Below are 12,683 nucleotides of genomic sequence, written 5' to 3'. Positions count from 1 at the left end.
CGATGGTGGCGCAGGCTCTTTAGGGTCAGGCGAGGCCCGGCCAAGCGTATGTTTGGCCGGGCCTAGAGTCAGACTGAGTGAGCTAGTTGAAGAGGCTGGAAATGCTCTCCCGGTGGTGAATGCGCTTGATCGCCTCGGCGAATAGTGGCGCCACCGAGACCGTGCGCACCTTTGCCGACAGTTCGGACTGCTCGCGTTCGACTGAGTCAGTCACCCACAATGCTTCGATGGGGCTATCGTCGAGACGCTGCATGGCCTTGCCCGTGAACACGCCGTGGCTTATGGCCGCCTGTACCGAGTTGGCACCGCGGTCCCGCAACACCTCCGCCACCTCCGCGAGGGTCCCGGCCGAAATCGTGAAGTCATCCACGATGAGGGCGTTGCGCCCGTCCACCTCGCCTATCAAGTCCGCCACGACCGCAGTCTCGGAATGGTCGTGGCGCTCCTTGTCCGCGATGGCCAACGGGGAGCCCAAACGGCGAGCGTATTCTTTGGCCTTCTTGGCGAACCCGGCATCCGGAGACACGACCACGAGGTTCGGGATGTTCTCGGCGGCGATGGCTTCCACCAGGACCGGCGCTGCGTACAGGTCATCGACCGGCAGTTGAAAGAACCCCTGGATTTGTGGTGCGTGCAAGTCCAGAGTGACGACGCGGTCAGCCCCCGCGCTTTCGATAGCTTGAGCGCAAACCCGAGCCCGGATCGACACGCGCGGTTCGTCCTTCTTATCGCCCTTGGCATAGGAGAAGTAGGGAATCACCACGGTCACCGAAGCCACCGAGGCACGCTTGAGCGCGTCGATCCAAAACAGAAGCTCCATAAAGTTGTCGTTGACCGGGAAGGCCGTTGACTGCACCAAGTAGACGTGTCTGCCGCGCACGTTCTGATTTACCTTGACAAAAAGATTCCCCTCGGAGAAACGAACTACTTCGTTGTCCCCCAGGGGAATGTCGAGAATATCGCAGATACTTCTTGATAGTTTCTGTGATGCTGAACCACCAAGCACCACCATCTCATTGTCATCCATGCTCTCGCCTCTCCATTGAGTAACTGACTCCATCAAGCGTCATGATGGTGGCATGCCCATGCTCGCCGCGTAAGTCAGGTACGCGACGCTGTTCGATCCCTCATGTGATTACCACCCCAGCTTCGTGACGTTCCAGCGGCCCGGCCTCGACCGCCCTCACAGCACCCTGCCCTCCTGCGGCCAGGAATATAGCTCTCTGGCCATATTGTGGCCCCTCAAACCCTTCCCCGACACGCCGAATCTCCTACTTAGTGGGAAAATATAGCCAGATCGTGAAACTAGTGGCATACTTCGGGGCGTGACAATCGCCAACATGATTATGTGCAGGCGCGTGCGGCAGCGGTAGAGACCGCCCACCACGCGCCAGACCTCCTGCGTATAGCAGGAGGTTTTTGTTTTTCCCGCACCACGCCAATCGCGCTGATAGAGGACGAGCCAGAGTGAAGACGCAGGAAACCGCAGCCGGTGCCACCGATAGCCACCACACAGCCAACGCGCCCCGACAATTGCCCGGTCAATTCGGCATTGATCAGCTGGAACAGGCTCTGACAGACGAGAGGGGGCTCATTGCCATGCTGGAGGGCCGAGGCATCGCCGTCCGTGGCAAAGAAGCGGCACTGAAACGCCTCACTCAGCGAGTCCGCAACCGCCGTGCACAGGGCTGGTCGTTTGCGAAGGCTGTCGCCTCATTCGAACTGTTGGCGAAGGACGAGCTGGAATCGGGCCTTCCTCGCCCCTTCCGAGTCGAGTCCTATAGGGTGCTCGTGGAACACTCCGGCTCGGGGGAAACCCGCGACGAGGCTACCGTTCGTCTCGATGTCGAGGGAGAACGCGTCATCTCGACCGCCGAGGGCAGCGGCCCGGTCAACGCCCTCGACCAGGCGCTGCGAAAGGCCCTCACACCGCGCTACCGGCAACTTGAGGACATGCGTCTGACCGACTACACCGTTCGTATCCTGTCTAACGTGCCGGGAACCGCAGCGACCTGCCAAGTCCACGTAAGCACCGCCAATGCCGACCGAAAGTGGACCACAGTGGGGGTACACGAGAATGTCATCGAGGCGTCGTGGCAGGCACTGACCGAATCGTTCGTCTACGGCCTGGGTTTGGAATTAGCCGAAGTGCTTGGCCAGATAGCCCTCGATCGCGTCGGCGACGGCCTTCCGCACCGCCGGTAGTTCACTGTGATTGGCCGCCATGACCATTGGCAACATTCCACGGAACAGATGCACCGACACCACGCCGTGTAGCTGTCGTTCCTGCTCTCCCATGTCCTCATCGAGGGCAGACAGAATTCGGTCGATACGGCTCAGCATCGCCACTTGCAGCGGTCGCTTTGCCTCGGCTGTGCGTTGCTCGAACTCTGGAGCGGTCTGGAGCGCGTAGAAGGCCGGATGAGTCCGGTCGAAGTCGATCATGGGGTTGACGATCTTTTCCACAATGTCGCGCAGCGGAAACCTGGCCAGGTCAGCCGTGAAGGTCGCGCCGTGCGCCTCCTTCAGCAGGCCAATATAGCGCTGCAAGAGCGCGGTCGCGATTTGGTCCTTGTTCTTGAAAAACTGATACAGCGTGCCTGGCGAAGCTCCGGCCCTCTCCGCGATGGCATTCGTGGTCGCCGCGGAATATCCCACCTGGCCGAACACTTCGGCGGCGGCGTCGAGCAACTGCTCGATGCGTCGTTCTCCACGCGCCTGGCGCTTGGGGCCGGTCGCCTTCGCCCGATGGGGAACCGTCAGCTTCTTCGTGGCCGCCTTCTTTACAGGCACGAGGTCTCCAATCCACGTTGATAAATACGGCAGTCGTCATGTGTCATACGGATAGCCGTTCGCATGATGCTGCCTCTTCCCACCCGGGAGGTCAATCCCGGCGCCGCGCGGCCAGTCGTGCCAGCGCACACCATCCGACCAGACCCCGCGAGGCGTTGCGGCGCTTGGTCCACGCAACGTTGCGACGCCGACTGATCATAGTGTTGACAGTGCTGGCTACCTTCTTCGGAGCATGTTGAAGTTGGTGGGCGGGTTGGTTTCACCGTCTCCAACGTCGCGGTGTGGGCGGCAGCGCTAGGACCCATCGTCACTGGGTCTAGCGTGAGTTGACGGAAACGCCAAACGGCCCCGCTGTTCTCCATTGAACAGCGGGGCCGTGGTCGAAGTGGCCGACTAGTTGAACAGAGCCAGACCGCGCTGGAACACTTGACCCTGGTTAAAGGTCATGAAGGCACCGCCCACGGCGAAGGAGCCGTTGGAGGGGTGCGGCTTGATATCCCATACTCCAACGACAGAGTCGGCGTCGGGGTGGAATGGGAGGAGTTCACCGTCGGTGTCAACCGCGTATAGTTTGCGCCGGTCAGCTAGGGTGCCGTTGACACACTCGCCTCTGGGGCCGGAGCGTCGGTCAACACATACTTCCTCGAAGTGACCGCCGATCATCACGGTGTCACCGCTGACCGCCACGGCTTGAATTCCGCCGTCGGTGGCCGAATACCACTTGGTCTTTCCATCGAGGTCTATGGCGTTGAGAGTGCCTCCACGGGCGTCCAAAGTGGCGTAAATAGTGTCGCCGCCGATGGCGATCTTGCGGATTAGGGCCCGTACCTGCGGGTCGAAGGATCGATCCAGGTTTCCCGTGTCGGGGTCAACGGCCGCGAGCGTGGCCCATCGGCCGTTACCCTCCATGGCCAGAAAAGCTCCCGACAGGTATACGCGGCCGTGAGCCGCGTCGACATCGCGTACCGACCCGCCGTTGACGACCGGCCGAAAGTCGGTGTCGACCGAATTGTCAGTCAGGTCAATCGCCGCCAAGCGTGGCTGCTGTACGCCGTCGATCGAGGCGAACTGTCCGCCGACGTAGAGTCGGTCTCCACTTCCCTTGAGCCCGTAGACCAAGGCGGAGGGAACGACGCGGAAGTCCTCGTCAAGTTCGCCGGTTTCTAGGTCGAATCGGGCCAATCGGGGCATGCTCACGCCGTTGACCCGGCGGAATTCGCCCGAAGCGTACAAGTAACCCTGGTGAGTCTCTAGCGCCAGCACCCTCCCGTCGACTGAGGGATTGAAACCAAGTAGGTTTCCGTTGGAAGAATTCACGGCCGCGAGGTAATTGCGGTTGAAGTAGGAGCCGTTGGTCGTACGGGAACTGGAAAAGTCACCGCCGACGAAGACGCGGTCGCCGTCATAGGCGACGGCACGTACATCGCTGTTGAATGCCGCCGAAGGCATGGGTGAATCGGATTCGACCGCGGAGGCGGGCGACATCGTCATCGCCAAGACGGCGACGAGAGCAAAGACAGTGGTCAATCGACGCATGTGGACATGTTTGCACGCAAGGGTGAGCCAATCGCGGATCTGGTTTGCGGACACGCCGATCGTTGACCGAACGGTTGACTCCACATGGCTGTTCGTACTAGATCTTCGGTGGCTTTTGAGTGTTTTCGCCGCCGGCTTGGTTGGCCCCCAATGGCGCCCATGGCCGTCCACGTCCGATGGATGGGGCAGCACCGACTCACGTTAAGGCGCCTTGCCCTCGGGGCGGCCTTGCATGTCGCGACCCTACGGTGAGTGACGGCATAGTATAAGAAACGGTATGAGCGGGAGTTTTTACGCACGGCAGCAGGCGACGACTAGAGTGAGGGGCGTGAGTTCATATCAGTCGTCCAGCCGGGCACACGCCGCCGAAGTAGCGGCACGCAACGCGGTCTACAAGAAGCGTCGTTTCTTCACAGGGTTGCCCATCGGTGCGGTCATACACCTCGTCTTCGCCCTCGCCCTAGGGTTCGTGCTGGTGCCCAACGCCGTCAACTTTGACGTGCGGCTGGGAGCCTCGGTCATTTCCTGCGCTATCGCCACCCCCGCGATTTTCGTCCTAGGTTTCGCGCTCATGTTGTCGGGCAAGCTGCGCGCCTTTGGCGGCGGAATAGTCGTCGGTGCTTTGCTGACGACATTGTTGCTCGTTGTTCCCTGGGTGATCGCCGTCGTATAAGAAGATCGGTGAGAGCACAGTTGAGGGCCGCGAACCGGTATGCCGAGCTAGTCCGCCTGACCCGTGATCCGTTCATGGGCCACAGCTGGCACTCAGTTGTCGACCGTCGGCTACGTCTCCTGGGACGGCCGTGCCCGAACCCGTCCCAGTTAGGCTCTAGGATTCAAGTGACGACCCGAGCCGACGATCACGAGGGAGCTCAACTGTGCGCATAGCACGCATCGCCCATCCGCAAGGAATGTCGTTTGCCCTGCTCGAAGGGGAAGGTCCCGGGGCCATGGCTTCGGAAATCGAAGGCCACCCCTTCGCCCAGGTCGCAACCACAGGGCAAAAATGGGCCCTGGAGGACGTGCGGCTCTTGGCGCCGATTCTGCCCTCCAAAGTCGTGTGTGTGGGGCGCAACTACGCCGACCACGCCGCCGAACAGGACGCTGAGGTTCCCTCCGAGCCGCTGATCTTCCTGAAGCCGTCGACGTCCGTGATTGGCCCCGGAGAGGCCATACGTCTGCCAGCCATCTCCTCGCGCGTCGATCATGAGGCCGAGCTGGCAATCGTCATTGGGCTACCCGGAGCTCGCGAGGTCGACAAGGACACCGCCCGCGACGCCATCCTCGGATACACCTGCGCCAACGACGTCACTGCTCGCGACTTGCAACGCAGCGATGGGCAGTGGGCCCGCGCGAAAGGCTTCGACTCCTTTTGCCCGCTCGGTCCTTGGATCGAGACCGACTTTGATCCCGGTGACGCCCAAGTGCGTTGCGAGGTCAATGAAGAGGTGCGACAACTGGGCCGCACCTCGCAGATGATTTTCGACCCCGCCAGCATCGTCGCCTACGTATCGCAGGTCATGACGCTACTTCCGGGAGATGTGATCCTCACCGGCACTCCTGCGGGAGTCGATACGATCGAGGCCGGAGACAATGTTGAGGTTCGCATTGACGGTATTGGTTCCTTGAAGAATTCGGTGATTTCTCGTGACTAAAAAGGTCGTGACGCGGTTCTGCCCGTCACCTACTGGCACTCCGCACGTCGGACTTGTCCGCACCTGTTTGTTCAGTTGGGCATACGCCCGCCACCACGGCGGCACGTTCGTGTTCCGGATCGAGGACACCGACGCCTCCCGTGATACCGAAGAGTCGTACCAACAGCTGGTCGAAGGGCTCAGTTGGCTTGGCCTCACGTGGGATGAGGGTCCCGATGTTGGTGGCCCCAACGGCCCTTATCGGCAAAGCGAACGTTCTGAGATTTACGCGCGCGTGATCCAGCAACTGCTGGAGAGCGGCTACGCCTACAAGGCGTACTCCTCGGCCGAGGAAGTCGAGAGCCGCCATAAAGCAGCCGGTCGCGACCCGAAGCTCGGCTACGACAACTTCGATCGCGACCTCAGCGAGGACCAGATCGCCGCCTTTGAGGCTGAAGGGCGCACCCCGGTGGTCCGGATGCGCATGCCAGCGGAAGACATCACCTATGTCGACGGCGTGCGTGGAGAGAACACCACTCCGGCGGGCACCATTCCCGACTACGTGATCGCCCGTGGCGACGGATCTCCGCTGTACACGCTGACCAACCCGGTCGACGACGCGATGATGGGCATCACCCATGTCGTGCGCGGCGTCGACCTTATGCCCTCCACCCCGCGCCAGATCGTCATGTACCGGGCCCTGAGCGAACTGGGGATTGCTCAGCAAGTGCCAGAGTTTGCCCACCTGCCGCTCATTGTCGACGAACGCGGCAAGAAAATGTCCAAACGGGACCCACGCTCGAACCTGCTGGCCTACCGCGACGAAGGATATTTGCCCGAGGGCGTCCTCAACTACGTGGCGACGCTGGGCTGGGCGATTTCAGGCGACCGTGACGTGTTCACCGTCCAAGAACTCATCGACAATTTCGATCTGGCCAACGTCAACTCCAACCCGGCCCGCTTCGATGAGAAGAAGTTCAACGCCATCTGCGGTGAACACCTGCGCATGATCGAGGCCGATCAGCTAGCCGACCTCCTGTTGCCCGAACTTCAAAGCCGCAACTTGCTTCCGAAGGAGCCTTCCGCCGAACAGTTGCGGATTCTCCAAGAGGCGACACCTTTGGTGCAGGAACGCAATTCAACGCTCGGTCAGGCCGCTGACATGCTGCGGTTTCTCTACGCGGGAGAAGACTTCGAGCTGGATGAGGCATCGGTGGCCAAAGCGCTCAAAGTCGACGCCGCCGAGCCCCTTGACGGGGCCCTCGACGCTCTATCGGAGCTGTCCGAGTGGACTACACCGGCCATTGAGGAGACCTTGAAAGAGACCCTGGTCGACAAACTGGGGCTCAAGCCACGCAAGGCGTTCCAGCCGCTGCGAGTCGCGGTGTGCGGCAAGACCGTATCTCCGCCGTTGTACGAATCAATGGAATTGCTCGGACGCGAACTCACTCTCGACCGGCTGCGGGCGGCACGCCTGATCGTGGCCGAGAATGCCGCGACCGGACCCGGCGCTTAGCCACGTGGTTGTCCACCACACCACCTAACTTCATAGGCCCGCACGGCCTGCGACGGTGCCGCTCGACGCGACGATAGTCGGGCGGCACTCGCATGTGTTCGACTTCCCTGAACTAGCCGCAGGGGCTTGCCCACTGCCAGCGCCCAGGGAGAGGCGTAGGGCCATGTCGGTGCTGTGTCTTATTCCGTCCGTATTTAGGTGTCTGTGTCGCCTTCACGTAGCGAGTCGCCGCCTGAGGTGGTCATTCATGACCAATTGACCTGCGTTGGCCCCCTGGTGGCAGGCGCATCGTGCACTACGATTGAGACTTACGCAACAGTGAATGAGTATGGTTCGACGTTGCCTGGAGGTGAGTCGTGGACGCCGATGAGATCGCCCAAGCGCGTGCACGCTGGCAAGAACGCTATGAGGCGGCTAGGAAACGAGACGCTGACTTCACCACACTCTCAGGGATGGAGGTCGACCCGGTCTATGGTCCACCCCCGGGCGTTGACGATCCCCGGATGGAACGAATCAGCTGGCCAGGAGAGTTCCCCTTTACGCGCGGTCTCTATGCGACCGGCTACCGGGGGCGGCCGTGGACGATCCGCCAGTTCGCAGGTTTTGGCAATGCCGAACAGACAAATCAGCGTTACAAGATGCTGCTGGCCGCCGGCGGCGGCGGTCTCTCGGTCGCCTTCGACATGCCCACCCTGATGGGGCGTGACTCCGATGAGCAACGGGCACTCGGAGAGGTCGGACATTGCGGGGTGGCCGTGGACTCGGCGGCGGACATGGACATTCTCTTCGGTGACATTCCTCTGGGAGATGTCACCACCTCGATGACCATTTCCGGGCCAGCGGTCCCCATATTCTGCATGTACCTGGTGGCCGCCGAACGCCAAGGAGTCGACATCGCCGCCCTCGACGGGACGTTGCAAACCGACATTTACAAGGAGTACATCGCCCAGAAGGAATGGCTCTTTCCCCCCAAACCGCATTTGCGGCTCATCGGCGACCTGATGGAGTACACCGGGGAGGCGATTCCACGCTATAAGCCGCTGTCGGTGTCGGGGTACCACATTCGTGAGGCTGGGGCGACGGCCGCGCAAGAACTCGCGTTCACCCTGGCCGATGGCTTCTCCTACACCGAGTTGGGGCTCTCTCGCGGGCTCGATGTGGACTCCTTCGGGCCTGGGCTGTCGTTCTTCTTCGACAGCCATATCGATTTTTTCGAAGAGATCGCCAAGTTTCGCGCCGCCCGCCGTATTTGGGCCACGTGGATGCGAGACGTCTTCGGCGCGAAGCGGGAACGTACTCAATGGCTGCGTTTCCACACGCAAACCGCCGGAGTGTCGCTGACTGCCCAGCAGCCGTACAACAATGTGGTGCGCACCGCCGTGGAAGCGTTGGCGGCCGTGTTGGGAGGCACCAACTCGCTGCATACGAACGCGCTTGACGAGACGCTTGCTTTGCCCACGGACGAGTCGGCCGAGATCGCGCTGCGTACGCAATCGGTTTTGCAAGAGGAGACCGGTGTTACCAACGTGGCTGACCCGCTGGGTGGTTCGTGGTATGTCGAGGCGCTAACCGACAAGATTGAACGGGCGGCCAACGACATTTTCGGTCAGATTCTGGCTTTGGGTGGAGAGCCCGTCGATGAGGGGGGCCCGGCCCAGACGGCTCGCCGGGCGTTGGCGCAGGGGCGTCATGAGATTGGTCCGATCACCACTGGGATTCTGCGGGGGATCGAGGATGGCTGGTTCACCTCGCTGATTGCGGAGTCGGCGTATGTCTACCAGCGGCAGATCGAAGAAAAGGAAAAACATATCGTCGGTGTCACGACGCAGACTGACACGGTCATGAAGGATCTCGATATCTTGCGTATCAGCGAGGATGTGGAGCGAGACCAAAAGGCGGCGTTGGCTTCACGACGGGCGGCCCGTGACCAGGGCAATGTGGACGCGGCAGTTCGCGCCATGGTGGAAACTGCCCGTACCGAAGCCAATGTGATTCCCTCCATGTTGGAGGCTGCGCGGGCCGAGGCCACGTTGGGGGAGATCTGTGGGGCGTTGAAGGAGGAGTGGGGCGAGTATCGCGAACCGGCCAATTTCGCGTGATGACTCAAAGCGGACCGCCCAATGTGGGGGCCAAGGAGTAACTCCTCATCGAGAGGGTTCTTAGGCCGTCCTTGTCGCAAGCATGGTCACCGTGGTGAAGTGAACAATCGCCATATCTGTGATAAAGGCGGAGGTCACTGCGGTTTAAGGTGCTCATAAACGAGTTGGCTGGCTCAACGACTCCAATAAACTTCCCTGAATTGCGACAGCGACTGCCAGCGGGCGTCTACCACCTATAGGGCTGGAACGGGCCGGTTGGGGTCGTTGCCACCGTAAGGCTGGCGCGGTAGTGGTGCCCCGGCTGGGCGACCGTACCTATGGTCTGGGGTGATTGGGCCCACCCGTGAGCTGTTGCCGGCTGAAACGTCTTGGTATCCCGGTCACGGTTTCTCTTTGAGAGTATCGACACCTTGGGTTTCGCAAGCATCGACGGTCACGCTAGGCTGTCAACCGAAGGGGAGTAGCCCTCAACAACGCAGTCGACATACTGGTGCGCGCCACCCAATCTAGGGCGCCTACCCGGCTGCGTGACCTGGTCGCCACATGCGGCGAACCTGGTGGGCGAGACCTTCGACCAACGGCACTGTGCCTTCGCCTCTGTTCGGCCTTCGATGTGGCCTGACCTGGGTGATCGTTAGCCTCATGGCACAGTCTCGTGACGGCAATTGTCGGGTCGAAGATCTGTGCGCCCTCGTCCCGGCCCCATGCTGGGAGTCGTACCTTCTCCCGGCCCGACCCGGGAGTTTTTTGTGGACGGATTTACCACGGCCCTGCTGGTGAGCATAGGTGTTGTCTTCCTCGCCGAGCTCGGCGACAAGTCCCAGATCATGGCTTTGACATTTGCCAGCCGCTATCGCTTTTGGCCCGTCCTCATCGGTATCAGTGCCGCAGCTGCGCTTCTTCACGCCATTTCGGTCGCCATTGGCTTCGGCCTCGGCTTGACCTTGCCCACTGGCTGGATCACTCTCGCCGCAGCGGTTGTCTTCCTCGCTTTCGCTCTGTGGACTGTCCTGGAGAAGGATGATGATGACGACGGAGCGGACACCCAGCCTTCGGCTCGATGGTGGAGGGCCCCAGTTCTCACCATTTTCATGGCCTTTGTGCTCGCTGAGATCGGCGATAAGACAATGCTCGCCACCATCGTCCTGGCTACCCAATATCAACCGTGGGGCGTGTGGGCAGGCGCGACAGTGGGCATGGTGACCTCCAGCCTTATCGCCATCGCCGTGGGCGCTTTTCTGGGCAAGACACTACCCAAACAAGCGGTGCGTTATGGGGCGGCGGTCCTCTTTGCGCTGTTCGGGCTTTTCCTGGCATATGAGGGAATACGGATGCTCCTCAGCTGATCGGGTAGCGGCCCCGGGCGCAACAGCGCGCTGCGCCCGGGTATTACAGTGCGCCTATGAATCAGAACAATGTCGCCGTCATCTACACCGATGGAGCCTGCTCCGGAAACCCTGGTCCGGGAGGGTGGGGGGTCTACCTGCGCTACGGCGACCATGAAAAGGAGCTGTACGGCGGCGAAGCCGAGACCACCAACAACCGGATGGAACTCACCGCCGCGATCAAAGCTCTCGAAGTGCTCACCCGCCCAACCACCGTCGAGGTATACACCGACTCCACCTATGTTCGTAACGGCATCCGCAGCTGGATGGCCAACTGGAAGCGCAATGGCTGGATGACGTCCGCGAAGAAGCCGGTGAAGAATGCCGACCTGTGGAAGCGTCTGGACGAGGCCGCACAACCGCACCAAGTTGAATGGCATTGGGTTCGCGGCCACTCTGGTGACGAGGGCAACGACCGAGCCGACGCGCTCGCTGTCAAAGGACGCGATGAAGCCGCTGGGTAGAACCCCACTTTTATGCCCTCCGTCGTGCCTGCTCAGCCGGGGTCGTGACATACCGGCCTCAAGTCGCGCGGCCTTGGCGGAGGGCGATTCGCCAAGCCTCTAAAATTACCTTCATGAGCGATTCTGTGCCGTCACGATTTTCCAGCAGTGCTATAGACCTGTCCGCCCTTGGCGGCCAGCCACCAGCTCCGCCAGCGGGCGCGGAGGGCCAGCCGACGACGAGTCCCAGCGCGCCGGACAGTGGCGTCGTCTCGGTGGACATCACCGACGCCACCGCTGAGTCCGAGGTGCTACAACGCTCGCTCAACACCCTCGTCGTGGTCGTGTTTTGGGCCGCGCAGTCGGCTGAGAGCGTGCAGGCCAAGGGCCACTTGGAGCAGCTTGCCGCCGAAGCGCAGGGAGCTTGGACGCTGGCAAAGGCCGATGTCCAAAGTAACCAGCAGTTGGCCGCCGCCTTGCAGTTGCAGGCGCTACCGGCTGTGGTGGCCATCGCCGGGGGCCGTCCCGTCGACCTCATCCAAGGTCCGCAAACCGAGCAGGGCCTACGCCAATGGCTCAATAAGCTCGCCTCCGAGGCGGGAACCGACATTCCGCAGCAAGTTGATCCGGAGCTGGCTGCCGCCGAGAACGCGATGGTCGAGGGCGACCTCGATGAGGCCCAAAAGGCGTACAACAATTATCTGAAAAACAACCCAGCCTCCTCCGAAGCCGAAGCCGGGCTCGCCCAAGTGCAGCTACTTCGGCGAGCCGAGCGACTGGAATCGGACGCGGTGGCAAAGGCCGACGCCAACCCGCACGATATCGACTTGGCGCTGGCGGCGGCGGACCTTCAAGTTCTCTCCGGACAGGCTGAAGCCGGATACCAGCGATTGATCACGTTGATCGGGCGTTTGTTCGGAGACGACAAGGAACGCGTGCGTAAGCACCTGGTCGACCTGTTCCGGATCGCCGGTAACGACGACGAGACGGTGATGGCGGCGCGCCGCAAACTGAGCGCGGTGCTCTTCTAAGTTTTTGTGCCCATACGGTGGGGCCTCGCCCGGATTACCGGGTGAGGCCCCACCGATTTATACGAAGACCTTCGGCTTCCACAGCCGAGGAAAAGTCGCAACCCCAAGTCTGTGGCATACCAGATGGATCAACCCGCGCTCGAGTTGCGGAGGCGCGGTAGACACCTCGTCGCTGACATCCTCCCGGAATTCCACATTCGTCTCATGTGGAAACGCTGTTGTAGGCTCACGCTTCCTTTGCGCGAA

11 protein-coding genes are annotated in these 12,683 nt (G+C 61.3%); 8 read left to right on the top strand and 3 right to left on the bottom strand.

Translation table 11 applies throughout. The features are described 5' to 3' along the window. Positions 1 to 82: 82 nt before the first annotated feature. Positions 83 to 1,027: a ribose-phosphate diphosphokinase gene (locus JQS30_RS10855; protein ID WP_213170294.1), complete on the bottom strand. Its 945-nt coding sequence runs from the start codon at positions 1,025 to 1,027 to the stop codon at positions 83 to 85. A gap of 440 nt (positions 1,028 to 1,467) precedes the next feature. Here JQS30_RS10855 and JQS30_RS10850 point away from each other — a divergent pair, with 440 nt between their 5' ends. Beyond that, the gene (locus JQS30_RS10850; RefSeq protein ID WP_213170293.1) at positions 1,468 to 2,205 is read left to right on the top strand and encodes an alpha-isopropylmalate synthase regulatory domain-containing protein; all 738 of its coding nucleotides are present in this window, start codon (positions 1,468 to 1,470) and stop codon (positions 2,203 to 2,205) included. On the opposite strand, the gene JQS30_RS10845 is transcribed toward JQS30_RS10850, so the two are convergent. Both JQS30_RS10845 and JQS30_RS10840 read right to left on the bottom strand, forming a co-directional pair. Further along, on the bottom strand, positions 2,140 to 2,793 hold the full coding sequence (locus JQS30_RS10845) for a TetR/AcrR family transcriptional regulator (protein WP_213170292.1): 654 nt from the start codon (positions 2,791 to 2,793) through the stop codon (positions 2,140 to 2,142). The two genes, JQS30_RS10850 and JQS30_RS10845, sit on opposite strands and share 66 nt — an antisense overlap. 393 nt (positions 2,794 to 3,186) lie before the next feature. Beyond that, a complete protein-coding gene (locus tag JQS30_RS10840; RefSeq protein WP_213170291.1) occupies positions 3,187 to 4,329 on the bottom strand; it encodes a PQQ-binding-like beta-propeller repeat protein in 1,143 nt (380 codons plus the stop codon). A 328-nt stretch (positions 4,330 to 4,657) separates the two neighbouring features. Between JQS30_RS10840 and JQS30_RS10835 the strand changes: the two genes are divergently transcribed. The 7 genes from JQS30_RS10835 to JQS30_RS10805 all read left to right on the top strand — a co-directional run bounded on the left by JQS30_RS10835 (position 4,658) and on the right by JQS30_RS10805 (position 12,437). Continuing rightward, on the top strand, positions 4,658 to 5,002 hold the full coding sequence (locus JQS30_RS10835) for a hypothetical protein (protein ID WP_213170290.1): 345 nt from the start codon (positions 4,658 to 4,660) through the stop codon (positions 5,000 to 5,002). 205 nt (positions 5,003 to 5,207) lie between these two features. Next, on the top strand, positions 5,208 to 5,984 hold the full coding sequence (locus JQS30_RS10830) for a fumarylacetoacetate hydrolase family protein (RefSeq protein WP_213170289.1): 777 nt from the start codon (positions 5,208 to 5,210) through the stop codon (positions 5,982 to 5,984). Beyond that, complete coding sequence (gltX, locus tag JQS30_RS10825; protein ID WP_213170288.1) at positions 5,977 to 7,479, top strand: glutamate--tRNA ligase; 1,503 nt, start codon at positions 5,977 to 5,979, stop codon at positions 7,477 to 7,479. The genes JQS30_RS10830 and gltX overlap by 8 nt, the downstream gene beginning before the upstream one ends. 356 nt (positions 7,480 to 7,835) lie before the next feature. Then, positions 7,836 to 9,578 carry a coenzyme B12-dependent isobutyryl-CoA mutase large subunit gene (gene icmA, locus JQS30_RS10820; RefSeq protein ID WP_213170287.1) on the top strand — a complete coding sequence of 581 codons (1,743 nt, stop codon included), beginning with the start codon at positions 7,836 to 7,838 and terminating at the stop codon, positions 9,576 to 9,578. 749 nt (positions 9,579 to 10,327) lie between these two features. Next, positions 10,328 to 10,924 (top strand): TMEM165/GDT1 family protein, encoded by a 597-nt coding sequence (locus JQS30_RS10815; RefSeq protein ID WP_213170286.1) that lies wholly within the window; start codon positions 10,328 to 10,330, stop codon positions 10,922 to 10,924. 56 nt (positions 10,925 to 10,980) lie between these two features. Continuing rightward, a complete protein-coding gene (gene rnhA, locus JQS30_RS10810) occupies positions 10,981 to 11,427 on the top strand; it encodes a ribonuclease HI (RefSeq protein ID WP_213170285.1) in 447 nt (148 codons plus the stop codon). Between the two features lie 113 nt (positions 11,428 to 11,540). Beyond that, positions 11,541 to 12,437, top strand: coding sequence for a co-chaperone YbbN (locus tag JQS30_RS10805; protein ID WP_213170284.1), 897 nt, complete (start codon positions 11,541 to 11,543; stop codon positions 12,435 to 12,437). The last annotated feature ends 246 nt before the right edge of the window (positions 12,438 to 12,683 follow it).

The sequence above is a fragment of the Natronoglycomyces albus genome (assembly GCF_016925535.1).
Classification (GTDB): domain Bacteria; phylum Actinomycetota; class Actinomycetes; order Mycobacteriales; family Micromonosporaceae; genus Natronoglycomyces; species Natronoglycomyces albus.
Note: the sequence above shows the minus strand (reverse complement) of the source record. Positions and strands in the feature narration are given on the sequence as shown.